General features: G+C 69.8%; 16 protein-coding genes. 7 read left to right on the top strand and 9 right to left on the bottom strand.

The features are described from left to right. Positions 1–9: 9 nt before the first annotated feature. A complete protein-coding gene (locus H4281_RS26630; protein ID WP_182893660.1) occupies positions 10–1,158 on the bottom strand; it encodes a DegT/DnrJ/EryC1/StrS family aminotransferase in 1,149 nt (382 codons plus the stop codon). A gap of 114 nt (positions 1,159–1,272) precedes the next feature. On the opposite strand from H4281_RS26630, the gene H4281_RS26625 reads away from it, so the two are divergent. Both H4281_RS26625 and lhgD read left to right on the top strand, forming a co-directional pair. Next, complete coding sequence (locus H4281_RS26625; protein ID WP_182893659.1) at positions 1,273–4,359, top strand: AfsR/SARP family transcriptional regulator; 3,087 nt, start codon at positions 1,273–1,275, stop codon at positions 4,357–4,359. A gap of 61 nt (positions 4,360–4,420) precedes the next feature. Next, positions 4,421–5,605, top strand: a complete 1,185-nt coding sequence (gene lhgD / locus H4281_RS26620; RefSeq protein WP_037807063.1) for an L-2-hydroxyglutarate dehydrogenase — start codon at positions 4,421–4,423, stop codon at positions 5,603–5,605. Positions 5,606–5,634: 29 nt separating this feature from the next. Here lhgD and H4281_RS26615 read toward each other — a convergent pair whose 3' ends face one another. The 3 genes from H4281_RS26615 to serS form a co-directional block, all read right to left on the bottom strand. Then, positions 5,635–6,636, bottom strand: a complete 1,002-nt coding sequence (locus tag H4281_RS26615; RefSeq protein WP_182893658.1) for a DUF3558 family protein — start codon at positions 6,634–6,636, stop codon at positions 5,635–5,637. Positions 6,637–6,716: 80 nt separating this feature from the next. After that, on the bottom strand, positions 6,717–7,190 hold the full coding sequence (locus H4281_RS26610) for a hypothetical protein (RefSeq protein ID WP_182893657.1): 474 nt from the start codon (positions 7,188–7,190) through the stop codon (positions 6,717–6,719). A 26-nt stretch (positions 7,191–7,216) separates the two neighbouring features. Next, a complete protein-coding gene (serS, locus tag H4281_RS26605; protein WP_182893656.1) occupies positions 7,217–8,485 on the bottom strand; it encodes a serine--tRNA ligase in 1,269 nt (422 codons plus the stop codon). A 152-nt stretch (positions 8,486–8,637) separates the two neighbouring features. On the opposite strand from serS, the gene H4281_RS26600 reads away from it, so the two are divergent. Next, a complete protein-coding gene (locus H4281_RS26600) occupies positions 8,638–9,918 on the top strand; it encodes an aspartate aminotransferase family protein (protein ID WP_182893655.1) in 1,281 nt (426 codons plus the stop codon). 50 nt (positions 9,919–9,968) lie between these two features. Here the strand turns inward: H4281_RS26600 and H4281_RS26595 are convergent, their stop codons facing one another. Genes H4281_RS26595 through H4281_RS26580 form a run of 4 tightly spaced genes read right to left on the bottom strand, consistent with a single transcriptional unit; the run spans position 9,969 to position 13,209 of the window. Next, entirely contained in the window at positions 9,969–10,883 is a 915-nt protein-coding gene (locus H4281_RS26595) for a haloalkane dehalogenase (protein ID WP_182893654.1), read from the bottom strand. 37 nt (positions 10,884–10,920) lie between these two features. Continuing rightward, positions 10,921–11,373, bottom strand: a complete 453-nt coding sequence (locus H4281_RS26590) for a DUF350 domain-containing protein (protein WP_182893653.1) — start codon at positions 11,371–11,373, stop codon at positions 10,921–10,923. 54 nt (positions 11,374–11,427) lie between these two features. After that, complete coding sequence (locus H4281_RS26585) at positions 11,428–12,594, bottom strand: glutathionylspermidine synthase family protein (RefSeq protein WP_182893652.1); 1,167 nt, start codon at positions 12,592–12,594, stop codon at positions 11,428–11,430. After that, entirely contained in the window at positions 12,595–13,209 is a 615-nt protein-coding gene (locus H4281_RS26580; RefSeq protein WP_182893651.1) for a hypothetical protein, read from the bottom strand. A gap of 97 nt (positions 13,210–13,306) precedes the next feature. On the opposite strand from H4281_RS26580, the gene H4281_RS26575 reads away from it, so the two are divergent. The 4 genes from H4281_RS26575 to H4281_RS26560 all read left to right on the top strand — a co-directional run bounded on the left by H4281_RS26575 (position 13,307) and on the right by H4281_RS26560 (position 16,561). Further along, positions 13,307–14,296 carry a septum formation family protein gene (locus H4281_RS26575; protein ID WP_182893650.1) on the top strand — a complete coding sequence of 330 codons (990 nt, stop codon included), beginning with the start codon at positions 13,307–13,309 and terminating at the stop codon, positions 14,294–14,296. 3 nt (positions 14,297–14,299) lie between these two features. Beyond that, entirely contained in the window at positions 14,300–14,650 is a 351-nt protein-coding gene (locus H4281_RS26570) for a metallopeptidase family protein (protein ID WP_182893649.1), read from the top strand. Positions 14,651–14,803: 153 nt separating this feature from the next. Continuing rightward, positions 14,804–16,045: an MFS transporter gene (locus H4281_RS26565; RefSeq protein WP_312872183.1), complete on the top strand. Its 1,242-nt coding sequence runs from the start codon at positions 14,804–14,806 to the stop codon at positions 16,043–16,045. A gap of 57 nt (positions 16,046–16,102) precedes the next feature. Further along, entirely contained in the window at positions 16,103–16,561 is a 459-nt protein-coding gene (locus tag H4281_RS26560; protein WP_182893647.1) for a hypothetical protein, read from the top strand. A 21-nt stretch (positions 16,562–16,582) separates the two neighbouring features. Here the strand turns inward: H4281_RS26560 and H4281_RS26555 are convergent, their stop codons facing one another. Continuing rightward, positions 16,583–17,251, bottom strand: a complete 669-nt coding sequence (locus H4281_RS26555) for a DUF4232 domain-containing protein (RefSeq protein ID WP_182893646.1) — start codon at positions 17,249–17,251, stop codon at positions 16,583–16,585. Positions 17,252–17,262: the final 11 nt, after the last annotated feature.

Here is a 17,262-nt window from a genome sequence, read left to right as displayed (position 1 = left end):
GTCGGCGGGTCAGGAAAGAGCGGACACGGCTTCGCGCACGGTGGTGACCACGCGCTCGACTTCGCTGTCGGTGAGTTCCGCGTGCATCGGGATCGCCAGCTGGCGGCGGAAGGCGTCGGCGGAGACGGGCAGCGGCTGCTGCTCGCCGTACACCGGCTGCAGGTGGGAGGCGTAGGTGCCGAAGTTGCACTGCACGCCCTGCTCGCGGATCCGCAGGGCCAGCGCGTCGCGGCTGATCTCCGGGGCCACCGTCATCAGGTATGCCTGCCACGGGTGCTCGCGGTCCGGGGCCTCGACCGGCACGGTCAGCGCGTCGACGTCCTCGAACGCCTCGTGGTAGCGCTTGGCCACCGAGCGGCGGGCGGCGAGCAGGTCGGGCAGCCGGTCGAGCTGGACGCCCATGATCGCGGCCTGGATGTCCGAGAGCCGGAAGTTCCAGCCGAGCTCGTGGAAGGACGGGATCGGCAGCGTGTCCGAGCCTTCGCGGCTGATCGCCGGCTCGATGCCGTAGGTGTGGATCTTGCGCGCGTGCGAGATCAGGTCCTCGCGGTCCGAGACCAGCGCGCCCCCCTCGCCCGCGGTGATGCCCTTGCGGCCGTGGAAGGAGAACGCGGCCAGGTCGGCGAGGCTGCCCGCCGGGCGGTTGCGGTAGGTCGCGCCCGCGGAGCAGGCGGCGTCCTCGAACAGCCACAGGCCGTGCTTGTCGGCGATGGCGCGGTACTCGTCGAAGTCGCCGGGCTGGCCCGCGACGTCGACGGCGAGGATGCCGACCGTGCGCGGCGTGATGAGCGCTTCGATCGCGGCCGGGTCGGCGCTGAAGATGTCCGGGCGGATGTCGGCGAAGACCGGCTTCGCGCCGGCCTGCAGCACGGCGTGGCCGGTCGCCGGGAAGGTGTAGTCGCCGACGATCACCTCGTCGCCGGGCTGGACGCCAAGCACCTTCAGGCCCAGGAACAGGGCGGAGCCGCAGTTGCTGGTGGTCAGCGCGTGCGCGGTGCCGGTCAGCTGCGCGAACCGCTCCTCGAAGCGACGGCACGCCGGGCCCGCGCCGGCCAGCCAGCCGGAACGGAACACTTCGGCGACGGCTGCGAGCTCTTCGTCGCCGACGGTCGGCTTCCCGAGCAGGACGGGTTCGCCCACTGTAGATCTCCTGTGCATCGGGGTGTCCCGCATTGCGCGGGGTCGCGCCAAAGTGTATAGAAGTCGCGTTTGCCGCCTGTTTCGGGGACAGAACCCACGGGTAAGCACCCGTTCCGGGCATAGGCTCACGGGATGCGGATCGGGGTGCTGGGGGCCGTCGTCGCGTGGGACGGCACGGGCGGGACGGTCGCCGTGGGCGGCCCGCGAGGCCGGGCGCTGCTGGCGTTGCTCGCGGCGGACGCCGGGCGGTTCGTGTCCGCCGAGCGGCTCATCGACGGGCTCTACGGCGAGGAACCGCCGGACGGCGCGGCCAACGCGCTCCAATCACAGGTCTCGCGGCTGCGCAGCGCGCTGAAACTGCCGATCGAACTCACCTCGGCGGGGTACCGCCTCCGGATCGAACCGGACGAAGTGGACGTGCACCGGTTCGAGCGGCTGGCCGGTGAAGGCCGTCGCGAACTGGCCGAGGGCGATCCGACGCGGGCCAGCGACCTGCTCGGCGAGGCGCTCGCGCTGTGGCGCGGACCGGCGTTCGCCGATGTCCCGGCGGTACCGGCGGTAGAGGTCCAGGCCACCCGGCTGACCGAACTGCGGGCCGAGGCGGCCGCCGACCGGGTCGACGCGGAGATCTCGCTCGGCCGCGCCGCCGACGTCCTCGACGAGCTGCGCTCCGCTATCGCCGAGCACCCGCTGCGTGAGCGGCCGCGTGCCCAGCTGGTGCGGGCCTTGCACGCGGCTGGCCGGACCGCCGAGGCACTGGCCGCGTTCGAGGACGCCCGCCGCACGCTCGCCGACGAACTCGGCGCGGACCCTGGTCCAGACCTCACCGAGGCGCATCTGGCCGCTTTGCGCGGCGAGTCAGCGAACGCCGCGACACCGTTGCCGGCGCAGCTCACCAGTTTCGTCGGGCGGGACAGCGAACTGCGGCAGGTCGCCGATCTCCTGCGGCAGGCCCGGCTCGTCACGCTGCTCGGGCCGGGCGGGACCGGGAAGACCCGGCTGGCCATCGAAGCCGCGGCGGACGCGGGACCGTGCGTCTTCGTGGAGCTGGCCCCGCACGTCGCGGACGACGTTCCGCAGGCCGTCCTCACCGCGCTCGGCCTGCGCGAGGGAGCCCGCGGTCGCCAGGACCCCGTCGACCGCCTTGTCTCGGCCTTGCGCGATCAGGCGACGTTGCTGGTGCTGGACAACTGTGAACACGTCATCGCCGCAGCCGCGAGATTGGTCGCGCAGCTGCTGCTCGCCTGCCCCGGGCTGCGTGTGCTGGCGACGAGCCGGGAACCGCTTGGCATCACCGGCGAGCAGCTCGCGCCGGTCCCTCGGCTCGCCGTTCCGCCGCCGGGCGCTGAGTCGGTTGAGACCTACCCCGCGGTCCGGCTGTTCCTCGACCGCGCCCGGGCGAGCGACCCCGCCTTCCGGCTGACCGACGAAACGACGGCCGACGTCGTCCGGATCTGCACCGCGCTCGACGGCCTTCCCCTCGCGCTGGAACTGGCCGCTGCCCGCGTACGCACGCTGCCGGTCGCCGACATCGCCGCGCGGCTCGACGACCGCTTCCAACTGCTGGCCCGCGGCAGCCGCACCGCCGACGAGCGGCACCAGTCGCTTCGCGGCGTCGTGGAATGGAGCTGGGATCTCCTCGATGACGACGAACGCCGCCTCGCCCGCCGGCTGACCGTCTTCACCGGCGGCGCGACGCTCGCGTACGCCGAGCAGGTGTGCGACGCCCCCGTCGACCTACTCCCCGAACTCGCCGACAAGTCGCTCGTCGAACCGTCTAGCGGGCGCTACCGAATGCTGGAGACGATCCGCGCGTTCTGCGCGGAAAAGCTCGACGCCGCAGGCGAGACCGAACGCTTCCGGCACACACACGCGCAGGTTTTCCTGCGGCTCGTCGAGGAAGCCGACCCGAAGCTGCGTACCGCGGAACAGCTGGACTGGCTGCGGAAAATCGACGCTGAGTACGACAACATCGTGGCCGCGCTCCGGTGGTCGGCCGCGGCAGATCCGGCGACGGCCTTGCGGATCGCTACCGCGCTGTCGATGTATTGGTGGCTGCGCGGACGACGTTACGAAGGCGCGGCGCTGTCGATGGAAGTCGTGCGCCACTGCCAAGCGGAGCCGCCGGAGGGACACCGCGAGCAATTCCTCATGTGCTTGCTGACCGCGATGGCTGGCGCCCCGGAGGCGGCCGAGACGGCGAACTATCGGTCCTATGTGGAGCAATACCTAGTAGACAGTTCGTGGGCCCCGGAGCATCCGATGATGCTCATGCTGTCCGGCGTCGTGCTCGGACCGCCGGAGGACGACGACGCGCGGCTCCGGCTGTCCGGGCTCGAAAATCATCCCGATCCGTGGCTCACCGCGCTCGTGCCGATGGGCGACGGTCTGCGCTCGATGCTCGCCGGCGAACTCGACGAAGCCGAACGCGGTCTGCGAGAAGGCGAAGCGCGCTACCGGGCTCTCGGCGAACGCTGGGGGCTCTCGATGGCGCTCGACCACCTGTCGCAGCTGCTGGTGTTGCGCGGCCGTCACGAGGAAGCGCTCGCCGCGATGACCGAGTCCCTGTCGCTCATGCAGACGCTCGGCGCGACCGACGACTACGCGGACCTGCTGTGCCGTCGCGGCGACAGCCGCGCGTTGCGCGGCGACCTCGCGGGCGCGAAGGCCGACTACCAGCGGACCATCGAACTGGCCCACCGCACCGGGATGCCCGAGACGCGAGGCAGCGGTCATGTCGGCCTGTCCGGTGTCGCCCGCCGCTCCGGAGATCTGGCCGGCGCGCGGGCCCTCGCCGAGCAGGCGCTCGCTGAATGCACGGCGGACTCGTTCTCGGCCGCCATCGTGCGGGCCGCCGCGTCGATCGCGCTCGGCTGGATCGACGTGGCCGAACACCGCCCCGAGGATGCCCGGGGGCGGATGCGGCTCGGCGTCGAAACGGCGCACCGCTGGCACGACCACGGGTCACTGGCCACCGCGTTCGAGGGCGTCGCCGGGGTCTTCGCCGAGGAGGGCCGGTTCGCCGACGCCGCCGCCTTGCTCGGCGCGGCCGCCGCGGTGCGCGGGGCCGCCGTGCCCGGCCAGCACGATGTCGCGCAGGTCACCGCAGCCGCGGAGAAGGCGCTCGGACCGGACGGGTTCACCGCCGCGTACACCGCCGGTAAGCAGCTAGAACCGCATCGCCGCCTCGCGTTGGCCGGATTGTCCCCGGTTCAGTGAACGGGTACCACGCCGTCGGGGGGTACGCAGCGCCGCAGGAGAGCGCGTAGCCTTCCCTGCCGTGCGGAACGTAGTTGTGATCGGTGGGGGAATCGTCGGGCTGTCGGTCGCTTGGGAGCTGTCCCAGCGCGGCCAGGACGTGACGGTGCTCGAAAAGGAAGCTCGCTGGGCGGCGCACCAGACCGGGCACAACTCCAATGTCGTGCACGCCGGGCTCTACTACAAGCCCGGCTCGTTCAAGGCGCGGATGTCGGTTGGCGGCAACCGGTCCATTGTGGATTTCGCCAGGCAGTACGGGGTGCCCGTACAGGTGTGCGGCAAGCTCGTCGTGGCGACGCGCGAGGAGGAGATCCCCGCGCTGGACACGCTCGCCGAACGGGCCGAGGCCAACGGCGTGCCCGCCAAGCGGATCACCCCCGCGGAGGCCCGCGAGTACGAACCGGAGGTGTCCTGTGTCGCCGCGCTGCGCGTCGAGTCGACCGGGATCATCGACTTCCCCGCGGTGTGCGCGGCGCTCGTGCGACTGCTCGACGAGGCGGACGCGGACCTGCGGCTGAACACCCCCGCGCTGGGCATCCGCCCGGCTCGCGGCGGCGGCGTCGAGGTGGCCACCGGCTCCGAGGTGCTGCACGCGGACGCGCTGGTCAACTGCGCCGGCCTGCACGCCGACCGCGTCGCCGAAATGGCGGGCATCACACCGAGCGCGCGCATCGTGCCGTTCCGCGGCGAGTATTACGAGCTGAAGCCGGAGCGCCGCCACCTCGTGCGCGGCCTGATCTACCCGGTGCCGGACCCGACGCTGCCGTTCCTCGGCGTGCACCTGACCCGCATGCTGGACGGCAGCGTCCACGCGGGCCCCAACGCCGTGCTCGCGCTGCGCCGCGAGGGCTACCGCTGGGCGGACGTGTCGGTGAAGGATCTCGCCGACGTCGCCCGCTTCCCCGGCGCGTGGAAGCTCGCGCGCAAGTACGCGTACCCGACCGGTCTCGAAGAGGTGCTGCGGTCGTTCTCGAAGAAGCGGTTCGCCGCCAGCCTCGCGCAGCTCGTGCCCGCGGTGACCGAGGACGACATCGTGCGCCACGGTTCCGGTGTCCGGGCGCAGGCGCTGCGCCCGGACGGTTCATTGGTCGACGACTTCCTCATCGAGTCCACAAAGGACCAGGTGCACGTGCTCAACGCGCCGAGCCCGGCGGCGACGAGCGCGCTGGAGATCGCCAAGTACATCGCCGACCGGGTGACCGACTGAGCCGTCCTCGTCAGTCCGATGTAGACGGTTCAGGAAGGCAGATTCCCCGACACCATCGGGATTCCGGCCTTGATCGCGTCGCACGCCTTGGTCTTGTCGGCCAGCTGCCCGCTAACGATCTGGATCGAGGCGGTGTCCGAAACCGGGAGCCCGGCCGCGCAGATCACGCCGCCGGAATCGTTGAAGTTCGGGAACAGCGACCACTTCTTGCCGTTCACATCGATCTGCTCGGTCGGCGCGACCTCCATGCCGGGCCAGCGTTTCAACGGCACGTCCGGCCCGACCCAGACCTCGAACGGCTTCTGCCCGCCGTCTCCGTCGGTGTCCTTCCACAGGCAGTAGGTCACGTTCGGCGAGATGACCTTGGAACTGTCCAGTTCGCCGTTCGGCGCCATTTTCAGTTGCTGCGCCTGCTCCGGCTTCAGCAGCTGGCACGGATTGACCGACGCGAGCGGCCCGGTCGGCGCGGTGCCCTCCGGCGGCGTGCTGGGCGCGATCGACGGTGCGGGCTGCCCGCCCGGCAGATGCGCGGCGACCTGCGGGATGACCTTCTTCGTGCGCTCGCACGCCTGCGCGTCGTCCGGATAGGACACGCTCACGAAGGCGAACGACTTGGGCCCGAGCGTCGTGTACAGATCGCAGCTGCCGCCCATGAACCCGGCGTAGCGCGTCCACGCGAATCCGCCTAGCTGTACCGGGTCGGCCTTCTTGAGGGCGCCCTGGAGGTAGTCGTCGAGGCTCAGATCCACCGACCAGCCAACGGACATGACCACCGTGTGCTCGGTGTCCGTCGCGGTCCACAGGCACATCGCGGGCGCGCGCTGTTCCTTGCTCGCCTTCACCGCCCTGCCCTGCGGCTTGTAGCCAAGCCCGGCGAGCTGTTTCGCGTCGAGAAGCTGGCACGGCTCGACGACCGGCGTGACCGGCCCCTGCCCCGGCACCGGCGAAGCCACGCCGCTCACCTGCTGCGTGCACCCGGCGAGCAGCATCGCGACCGCCGCCAGGGCGACCGCCGCTTGTTTGAACCTCATCGGCTGTTTCCTCCTCCGCCGAGCACCCTACTGACCAGCGGGGTTCCGCACCTGCGGAACCGGAAGGAACAACCCGGCGATCACGGTTTCGGCACTGCTCGGCGCACGACGGCCGCGGACACCCCGGACGCCACCACGACCACCGCGGCAGCGGCGATCGCGATGGCCATCGTGGCGGCGCTCACCTGCGGCCGGAAGGGATGCGAGTTCGGCACCAGCAGCACCACGCCGGAGCCGATCACCGCGAGCAGCAGCCCGAACAGCCAGATCCGCAACGAGCCTTGGCGAAGCGTCGCGAGAAACTGAGTGTCCGCGGACTGAAACAGCGGGCGCCGATCCCGCCCACGGACCAGCATGACCCCGTTGACGACGAGGCAGAACGCCGCGCCGCCGATCGAGATCAGCCCGAACCGGAACGACGCGTGCGTCCCTTTTTCCGCGGCGAAGAGCAGCCAGCCCGCGACCGCGAGCGCGGCGAAAGCCAGCGCATAGTCCACTGTGGCCAGCACACCGGCCTTGCGCAGAGCGGGGATCAGGGCTCTGTCGGATTCCATCTGAGGTTGTCTCGCCTTCGCGAAGTTCAGCGCTTGACCGGCTCCAGCACCTCGAGCCCGCCGAGGAACGGCCGCAGCGCGACCGGCACCCGGACCGAACCGTCGGGCTGCTGGTGGTTCTCCACGATCGCGACGATCCAGCGCGTGGTCGCCAGCGTGCCGTTCAGCGTGGCGGCCGTCTGCGGTTTGCCGTTCTCGTCGCGGTAGCGGACCGACAGCCGCCGCGCCTGGAACGTGGTGCAGTTGGACGTCGAAGTCAGCTCGCGGTAGGTCTCCTGTGTCGGGACCCACGCCTCGCAGTCGAACTTGCGGTAGGCGGACGTGCCGAGGTCGCCGGTCGCGGTGTCGATGACCCGGTACGGGACCTCGATCGCGGCGAGCATGTCCTCTTCCCAGCCCAGCAGCCGTTCGTGCTCGGCCTCGGCGTCCTCCGGCTTGGCGAAGACGAACATCTCGACCTTGTCGAACTGGTGCACCCGGATGATGCCGCGGGTGTCCTTGCCGTACGACCCGGCCTCGCGGCGGTAGCACGACGACCAGCCCGCGTAGCGGCGCGGACCGGCGGCGAGGTCGAGGATCTCGTCCGAGTGGTAGCCCGCGAGCGGCACCTCCGACGTGCCAACGAGGTACAGGTCGTCGTCGCGCAGCCGGTACACCTCCGACGAGTGCGCGCCGAGGAAGCCGGTGCCGGCCATGATCTCCGGGCGGACCAGCGACGGCGTGATCATCGGCGTGAAGCCGTTCGCCGTCGCGCGTGCCACGGCCATGTTCAGCAGCGCGAGCTGCAGCTGCGCGCCGACGCCGGACAGGAAGTAGAACCGCGAGCCCGACACCTTCGCGCCGCGCTCCATGTCGAGCGCGCCGAGGCCTTCCATCAGGTCGAGGTGATCGCGCGGGGCGAAGTCGAACGACGGCACCTCGCCGACGGTCTTCAGCACGGCGAAGTCGTCCTCGCCGCCGATCGGCGCGTCCGGGTGCACCAGGTTCGGCAGGATCCGGAACAGCTTGTCGAACTCTTCGGACGCCTCGTTCTGCTCGACCTCCGCGGCCTTGACCTGCGCCGACAGGTCCTTGGCCCGGGCGAGCAAGGCGGGCTTGTCCTCGGCGGAGGCCTTCGGCACCTGCTTGGACACGGACTTCTGCTCGGCCCGCAGTTTGTCGGCGGTGGCGATCGCAGAGCGGCGGCGCGTGTCGAGGTCGAGCAGCTTGTCGACCACTCCCTCGTCCTCGCCACGGGCACGCTGCGACGCGCGCACGGCTTCCGGGTCTTCGCGCAGAGTCCTGGGGTCAATCACGGACAGAAGGGTAGTCGCAGGCCAGCCACGACTTCGACGCGGTTTCCCGTACACACTGTGCGGGGCACTGAAGACAACCCGACAGTCTGATCGTTGTCGCCCGTTTCCCGCGCTCCCCATACTCGCTAGAACCCGGAGCGGAGGGAACTCACATGACCGACGACCTGCTCGCGCGCCACCGCGCGGTGCTCCCGTCCTGGATGTCCCTGCTGTACGACGAGCCGATCGAAATCGTGCACGCGCAGGATCGCCGTCTGACCGATTCCGCCGGCCGCACCTACCTCGACTTCTTCGCGGGCGTGCTCACCAACGCCATGGGCTACGACGTCCCCGCGATCAGCGACGCCGTCCGCAAGCAACTGGACACCGGTGTCCTGCACACCTCGACGCTCTACCTGATCCGCTCGCAGGTCGAACTGGCCGAGCGGATCGCGGAACGCTCCGGCATCCCGGACGCCAAGGTGTTCTTCACCAACTCCGGCAGCGAGGCCAACGACACCGCGCTGATGCTCGCCACCCAGTACCGCCGCAGCAACCAGGTGCTGGCGATGCGGAACTCCTACCACGGCCGGTCGTTCGGCACGGTCGCGATCACTGGCAACCGCGGCTGGTCCGCGTCCTCGCTGAGCCCGATCAAGGTCAACTACGTCCACGGCGGCTACCGCTATCGCAGCCCCTTCCGCGACCTGCCCGACACCGCTTACATCGACGCCTGCGTCGCCGACCTGGTGGAACTCCTCGAGACCGCCACCGCGGGCGACGTCGCCTGCCTGATCGCGGAGCCGATCCAGGGCGTAGGCGGCTTCAGCTCCCCGCCGGACGGCCTGTTCAAGGCGATGAAGGAAGTCCTGGACGAGCACGGCATCCTGTTCATCTCCGACGAGGTCCAGACCGGCTGGGGCCGCACCGGCGACCACTACTGGGGCATCCAGGCGCACGACGTGGTCCCGGACATGATGACCTTCGCCAAGGGACTGGGAAACGGCCTGGCCGTAGGCGGTGTGGTCGCTCGCGGCGACGTCATGGACTGCTTCCAGGCGGAGTCCTTCTCTACCTTCGGCGGCAATCCAGTCTCCATGCAAGGCGCGCTGGCCGTCCTGGACTACATCGACGAGCACGACCTGCAAGCCAACTGCAAAGCCCGAGGCGACCAGTTGATGCGTGGCCTGCGCGCGGCGAACAGCCCCTTCGTCGGCGAAGTCCGCGGCAAGGGCTTGATGATCGGCGTAGAACTCGTCGAACCCGGCACCACGACGCCGAATACCGTTGCCGCCAAGCAAATGCTGGAAGAAACGAAAAAGCGCGGCCTGCTCATCGGAAAGGGCGGCCTGCACAAGAACGTCCTGCGCATCGGGCCGCCGATGACGCTGACTGAAGCCGAAGCCGCCGAGGGGCTGCAGATCCTGGTCGACTCGCTGGCCGCCCTGTCCTGACCCCTTGTGAGTGCCTATGCCGGTTCTAACCGGCGTAGGCACTCACAAGGTCAGCGGCGGACGAACCGCGCCACGTGCTCGGCGAGAACCTCCCCCGCGTCCTCCTGCAGAAAGTGCCCGGCCCCGGCCACCGTCGGGTGGTCCAGTCCAGTCGCCCCGCGCATCGACCGCTGCAGAATCGGCCCCATCGCCCCAGTAATCGGATCCCCGTCCGAAAACGCGCACAAGAACGGCACGTCCAGCTCAGTCAACGTCGCCCACGCCGCCCGGTTCGCCTCCGACGCCGGGTCATCCGGCCGAGTAGGCACCAATCCCGGCATCGCCCGCGGTCCAGCCTTGTACATCTCATTCGGGAACGGCGCGTCGTAAGCCGCCCGAATCTCTTCCGACAGCGGCGTCTGGCACCCGGCCTGCACGCACCGCCCGACGTCCAGAATCTGCGCGCCCTCCACGGCCTCCCGGAACTTGTGCCACACCGGAGGCATGTCCACATCCCCGGTAGGCAACCCGGTATTGGCCGCCACTACCCCGGCGAACCGCCCCGGGTGCTCGGCCACCAGGCGCAGCCCGATCAACCCGCCCCAGTCCTGCCCGACGACCGTGACCCCTTCGAGCCCGAGGACGTCGAACGAGAACCGGCGCATCCACTCCACGTGCCGTGCGTAGCTGTGGTCGACGATCTCCGCGGGCTTGTCCGACCGGCCGAACCCGACCAGGTCCGGGGCGATCGCCCGCAGCCCGGCGTCGGCCAGCACCGGAAGCATCTTCCGGTAGAGGAACGACCAGCTCGGCTCGCCGTGCAGCAGCAGGACGGGCGGGCCGTCCGCGGGCCCGGCCTCGACGTAGCCGACTCTGATCAGCCCGCCGTCCGGGTCGGACAGGTCGGTGTACTGAGGTTCGAAGGCGAAATCGGGCAGGTCCGCGAACCGGTCTTCCGGCGTCCTGAGGAGTCGCACGGGTCCCACGTTAGTGGGAACGGGACCGCGCGGCAGTGCGCGAACGCTACGAAATCGCTACCGCGACGACCAGCCCGAGCCCCAGGTGCGCCGCCGCGACGACGACGCTCGCCGGCGCGAACTTCTCGCTCTGGATCGTGGACCCGACGTCGATCCGGGTCGCCCACTCCAGCAGCCGCACCGCCAGCACCTGGACGATGACCCCGATCAGGCCGTAGACCAGCGAGGTGATGAGCCCGGCGGTCAGATCGCTCGCGGAGCTGTAGATCGCCACGACGACGATGAACGCCATCGACAGCAGCCCGGAGGCGGTCACGATCACCGCGTTCGGCAGCCCGCGGGTGACGAGCTTCGACAGCTTGCCCGGCGTGGTGAAGTCGATCGCGTAGAAACCGGCGAACATCAGCAGCAGGCCGACGATGCCGTACAGCAGGATCGCGCCGATACCGCGCACGAGGTCGGAACCGAACGTTGCGGGCAACGCGAGCGTCGAGGTCACGGGGTCTCCCTGGATGGCCAATTCAGCCAGTTGAATCGGACATCCAGGGTTGTATCACGACTCCGGGATCCGGTGCGGCACAAACGCCGCGCCGTCGTCGGTGACGAGTCCGCTGGTCTCCCGGATGCCGAGGCCAGCCGCGGAGTCGCCGACGATCCACGCACCGAGCGCGGGCCGGTACCCGTCGAACTCGGGCAGCGGGTCGAACGCCTGGTAGACGTAGCCTTCCGCGCCGTAGACGCCGTCCGTCTGCGTCTCGTACCCGGTGGCCACGATCTGCACGTTCGCGCCCTCGCGGCCGAGCTTGGGCTTGCGCACGTACTCGGTGAGCAGGCCGGGGTCGTCGGCGAACGCGGGCAGCAGGTTCGGATGCCCGGGGTAGTTCTCCCACAGCACGGCGAGCAGCGTCTTGTTCGACAGCAGCATCTTCCACAGCGGTTCGACCCACAGCGTGCGCGGCATGGTCTCCACCGCGAACTTGCCGAACTCCTCGTCGACCACCCATTCCCACGGGTACAGCTTCACCACCGTGGACATCTGCGCCTCGGCGAGATCGACGAACCGCTTGAGCACCGGGTCCCAGCCGATCTCCTCGATCGCGAGCCCGACCGTGTCGAGCCCGGCCTCGGCCGCGGTCTCTTGCAGGTACGCCGTGGTGACGTGGTCCTCGCCGCTCGGATCGGCTGCGGACCAGGTGAAATGCAGTTCGTTCGACGGCAGCTTGCCGCCGATCTCCTCCCAGCGTTCGACCAGCTTCTCGTGGATCGAGTTCCACTGGTCGTCCTCGGGGAAGACGTCGGTCTTCCAGTGCCACTGCAGCAGCGACGCCTCCAGCAGCGTGGTCGGCGTGTCCGCGTTGTACTCCAGCAGCTTGGCCGGCGATTTGCCGTCGTAGCGCAGGTCGAAGCGACCGTAGACGTGCGGGTCCTGGCGCTTCCACGACTCCGCGATGTGCGGCCACACCCACTCCGGGATGCCGAAGCGCTGGTACTGCTCGGTGGTCACGACGTTGTCGACGGCCTCCAGGCACATCGAATGCAGCAGTTCGACGTCCGCCTCGAGCGAGAGCACCTCGTCCATGTCGAAGACGTAGTGCACCGATTCGTCCCAGTACGGCCGGGGCTTGCCGGTGCCGTCGCGCGCCGGGGTGCCGTAGACCAGGCCCTGCTCTTCGACGATCCGCTGCCAGTCGCGGCGCGGTTCCCGCCGGTCCCGATACACCTATGAGCCTCCGCTCTTCCCGGTCCCGCCGAAGCTGCTGCCGCTCTTGCCGCTGATGCCGAACCCGCCGCGCTGGACGCTGGTACCCGACTTGGTCGTGACGTTGGTGTTGCCCGACGGCGCGGTGTAACTGCCGCCGGACACGTGCTGGCCGATGTTGCCGGTGCCGCCGTAGTTGTAGCGGTACTGGCTGTACCCGCCCCCCGGTAGCGGGATGATCCAGAACCCGCCGCTGTAGTGCCCGTGGTTGGCGACCGCGTAGTCCTCAGAGCAGTACTTGTCGTCCTGGATGACCCCGTCGGACGAGACGCAGGACGCGGTCATCTCGGAGGGCTTCGCGATCGTGTAGAACGTCGCGACGAGCCCGACGAGTCCGACGGTGACGCCGCTCCCGATCAGGATCTTGCGTTTCGTGGCCGCCTTCGCGTCGGCCGCCTCCCGTGCCGCGACGGCTGCCTGCCGTTCGCGTTCCTGGTCGGCGATGGCCTGCTTGCGGGCCCGTTGTTCGGCCACCGAGGGCTGCCGCGGCTGCGTGTTCGCGTCCTGGAAACGCATCGAACCCGGCTTCTTCGGCTCCTCGGGCGGCTGCACGCCGCTGTTGTCGTCCTGCGTCATGTGCGCTCCGTAATCCCCCAGCACTGCAAACCCCGCGTTCCACCCTAATCGACCCGGCACACGCGCGGTTCATGCGGCGCGGGCATCATAGGTATCGATGTCTCAACGCTCGGAGCGGTTCCCTTCGCGCATGCAGACCCTGACCACCCGCGTGGTGATGGCCGGGGTGTTCCTCGGCGCGGTCATCGCGCTGGCCCTGAGCGTCGCCTTCTCCTGGACCGACACGCTCGCCGGAGGCGCGGGCGGCGGCGAGGGCAAGCTCAGCGAGGCCGCCCAGCAGGCGTTCCACTCGCCGCCGGGCACCTGCCTGACCTGGAGTGCCAAGGACGCCTCCGACGCGCACCAGGTGCCGTGCACGCAGCCGCACCTGTTCGAGGTCACCACGGTGGTCGACATCGGCGCGAAGTACCCGCAGCAGGCTCCGTTCCCGAGCCTCGACCAGTGGCAGGACATCGCGCAGCAGCAGTGCAACGCCGACGTGCGGCCGTATCTCGGCCACCCGCTCGACCCGTACGGCAAGCTCACCACCAACCTGCTGCGGCCCACGTCGGCGCAGTGGTCGCAGGGCGATCGGCAGTTGCGCTGCGGCCTGCAGTTCGCCGGTCCCGGCGGAACGCTGCAGCCCACCACCGGCGCGGCGAAGACCCAGGACCAGTCGATGGTGTGGGCCCCGGGCACCTGCCTCGCGCTCGCGGGCAAGGGCGTCGGCGACCCGATCGACTGCGGCAAGCCGCACTCCTACGAGATCATCGCGACGCTCGACCTCGCCTCGCACTTCAAGGACGGCTACCCCAAGCTGGACGACCAGAAGACCTGGCTGGACACCGAGTGCAACAATGCCGCGAAGGAGTACACCGGCAGCGCCGACCTGTCGGCGAAGAAGCTCACGCTGGGCTGGGACTCGCGCGAGCAGGAGAGCTGGGACGCCGGGTCCACCAAGGTCAACTGCAAGGTCGCGGCCACGCTGCAGGACGGCAGCGGATTCCAGGCGGTCACCGGCAGTGTGAAGAGCGGGGCGGCGAATTCCTCCGGCCAGCAGCAGAGCCCGCCGCCGAGTTCCAGCTCCGGTTCCGGCGGAGGCAACTGAGCCGTGCCCGTCGAGATGAGTTTGGCGCGGTTCGAGGAACTCGTCTCCGACGCGCTCGACCAGGTGCCCGCGGAGTTCGCCGCGGCGATGGACAACGTCGTGGTGCTGGTCGAGGACTTCAACGAGGAAGCACCGGACATCCTCGGGCTCTATCACGGCATCGCGCTCACCGAGCGCACCAGTCACTACAGCGGGGCGCTGCCGGACCGGATCTCGATCTACCGCGAGCCGATCCTCGACATCTGCGACACCGAGGACGACGTCGTCGAGGAAGTGCTGATCACCGTGCTGCACGAACTCGGCCACCACTTCGGCATCGACGACGAGCGGCTGCACGAACTCGGCTGGGGCTGATTCCGGCGGAACTCCGACGGACCGTTGCTCTTCCCTGATCACCACTGCGCGGCGACCGCGGAAACCACCGAAGGTCACCAAAGCGTCACAGAACGCCGCCGCGCTCCCTAGACTGGCCTCACCAGGGCGTTTTCTTTCCTCGTGAGGTGGTTCGTGTCGCATCGGCAGACGGACGGCCGGCTTCGCTGGCTGCTCGCCTCGAGCGGCACGTCGAACCTCGCCGACGGCATCGCCAAGGTCGCTTTCCCGCTGCTGGCCACCACGCTGACCCGCGATCCGGTGGAAATCGCCGCGCTGTCGGCGGTGCAGTTCCTGCCGTGGCTGCTGTTCGCGATCCCGGCGGGCACGCTCGTCGACCGGATCGACCGCAAGAAGGCGATGATCGCGGCGAACGCGATGCGCGCGCTCGTGGTCGCCGTGGTCACCGCGCTGCTGGCCTTCGGCACGGTGGAGATCTGGACGATTTATGTCGCGTCGCTGCTCGTCGGCATCGCGGAGACGGTCGCGGAGAGCGCGGCGAACGTGCTGCCGCCCGCGCTGGTCGAGGCGGACCGGTTGGAGAGCGCCAACAGCAAGCTGCAGGCGTGCGAGATCGTCGGACAGACGTTCCTCGGCGGCCCGGTCGGCAGCGCCACCTTCGCGATGTTCGCGGTCTTCCCGTTCCTGCTCTCGTCGGTCGGGTTCGCGGTCGGCGCCGCGGTGCTGCTGGGCATGGCGGGCAGCTACCGGCCGCGGCAGGAAACCAAGTCGCACATCCGGGCGGATTTCGCGGACGGTTTCCGCTGGCTGCGCCGGCATTCTCTGCTGCTGCGGCTGCTCGCGATCGCCGGCCTGCTCAGCCTGATCAGCGAGCTGGCTCAGGCACAGCTTGTGCTCTACGCACTGGAAGACCTGCATTTGTCCGACGCCACCTTCGGCGCTTTCGCGTTCGTCGGCGGAGCTGGCGGCCTGCTCGGGGCCGGGCTGACACCGCGGCTGGTCCGGCGCATCGGACGGCGGGCGGTCCTGGTCGGCGGGGTGTTGTTCTGTGCACTTGGCTTCGGCGGAATGGGCCTCATCCGCCAGCCGGTCGTGTCCGCGGTGCTGTTCGGCGTGTTCGCGGCGGCGGTGGTGGCGGTGAACGTGGTGCTCGCGACCGCGCGCCACACGCTCGTGCCGGGCGAACTGCTCGGCCGCGTGCTCGGGGTCTGGCGCACCGTCGTCTGGGGCGCGATCCCGCTCGGCGCGCTGCTCGGCGGATTGCTCACCAAGCTGCTGGGTTCGGCTGGCGACACCTTCGCCGCGTCCGGCCTGCTGCTGCTGTTCGTGACCGGCTATGCACTGTTCGCGCTGCGCGGGCACCCGCTCGATGACAAAACGGCCTCGACCGGCGACGGAGTCCGTTCGCAGCAGTGATCCGGCGCGGTTTTGGTGCTGAAATAGCACCTCACCCCGGCCGCCCGGAGGTACGTGATGACCGCTCTCGACACTCCGCCGCTGCCGGACGACGACCGCGACACCGAGCTGGAATCACCGCCGCCCGCCTCCCGCCGGCCGCTCGTCATCGCCGCCGTCGCCGGATTCGTGCTCGGCGGATGCCTGCTCGGGTTGCTGTGGGGGCTGTCCGGCCAGCGCGCCGGAGCGAATGTCGACGCCGCGGCCGCCTGCGCCGCGTTCGCCCGCGCCGGGCACATCCCGGACACCACCGGCGGCGTCGACGCGGCGCAGTTCACCCGCATGTCCGACGACTCGGTGCACCGCGTCACCGGCGCGATGGAGCTGGCCAAGGCGGCAGCGACCTTCGACGGCAACTACCAGCCGCTGGCCAAAGCCCTCGACGCGGTGAACAAGATGGTGCTCAGCAGCCGCTTCGACAACCGCGACGGACAGGCCGCGGTCGTCCAGGTGGAACAACTCTGCGCGCGGGGCTGACCCCACGCGCAGAGCGTTCCGTCAGGCCTTGTGCACGGTCTTCACGCCGAGTTGCTTGCCCGGGATGTTCGTGCCCGCGCAGCCGAGGCCGTCGAGCGGCACGAACTTGGACGCGGTCTCCTGCGGCAGGTACACGCGCAGGCCCTTGACCGGCGTCGGCTTGCAGGCCGCCGGGTCGAAGTTGCGCACCTGGGCGAACTGCACGTCGGCCGCGGCGGTCTGGCCGGGAGCCAGCTTCACCGGCGCGCCCTTGGTGCCGTCGCGCTGCGCGGGCTGGCCGATCTGGGTGCCGTTCTCGCCGCCGACGTAGGACACGCCAGGGAAGCCCTGGATGGTGCACGGCTTGCCGCTGGTGTTCTTGATCAGCAGCGACCGGTACTCCGAGCCGGCGCCGGCGTCGCCGCCGCCAAGGGACAGGGACACATCGGCGGCCTTGCACAGGCCGTTGTCAGCGGGTGGTTTCTCGGCCGGTGCCGTGCCGCCGCTCGGGGCGGACGACGACGCGGAAGACGGAGCGGACGACGCGGCGGACGAAGCCGACGACATCGGGCTGCTCGACGGGGTGTCCGAACTCGCCGGGCCGCTCGCGGCGGGTGCGCCCTGGCCGCACGCGGAAAGCAGCAGCGCCCCCGACGCGCCCACTGCGGACAGGAAGACCAGGGAAATCCACGGTTTCTTCGTGTTTGCCATCTCACTCGCCT

It is taken from the genome of Amycolatopsis dendrobii (genome assembly GCF_014145675.1).
Classification (GTDB): domain Bacteria; phylum Actinomycetota; class Actinomycetes; order Mycobacteriales; family Pseudonocardiaceae; genus Amycolatopsis; species Amycolatopsis dendrobii.
This window is presented reverse-complemented; position numbering and strand designations above follow the sequence as displayed.

Excerpts from the sequence above, each read along its gene's own strand:
- H4281_RS26630 (WP_182893660.1), bottom strand. The coding sequence starts at position 1,158 with ATGCACAGGAGATCTACAGTGGGCGAACCCGTCCTGCTCGGGAAGCCG.
- H4281_RS26575 (WP_182893650.1), top strand. The coding sequence starts at position 13,307 with ATGTCTCAACGCTCGGAGCGGTTCCCTTCGCGCATGCAGACCCTGACC.
- H4281_RS26625 (WP_182893659.1), top strand. The coding sequence starts at position 1,273 with ATGCGGATCGGGGTGCTGGGGGCCGTCGTCGCGTGGGACGGCACGGGC.
- H4281_RS26580 (WP_182893651.1), bottom strand. The coding sequence starts at position 13,209 with ATGACGCAGGACGACAACAGCGGCGTGCAGCCGCCCGAGGAGCCGAAG.
- H4281_RS26610 (WP_182893657.1), bottom strand. The coding sequence starts at position 7,190 with ATGGAATCCGACAGAGCCCTGATCCCCGCTCTGCGCAAGGCCGGTGTG.
- H4281_RS26560 (WP_182893647.1), top strand. The coding sequence starts at position 16,103 with ATGACCGCTCTCGACACTCCGCCGCTGCCGGACGACGACCGCGACACC.
- H4281_RS26615 (WP_182893658.1), bottom strand. The coding sequence starts at position 6,636 with ATGAGGTTCAAACAAGCGGCGGTCGCCCTGGCGGCGGTCGCGATGCTG.
- H4281_RS26555 (WP_182893646.1), bottom strand. The coding sequence starts at position 17,251 with ATGGCAAACACGAAGAAACCGTGGATTTCCCTGGTCTTCCTGTCCGCA.
- H4281_RS26600 (WP_182893655.1), top strand. The coding sequence starts at position 8,638 with ATGACCGACGACCTGCTCGCGCGCCACCGCGCGGTGCTCCCGTCCTGG.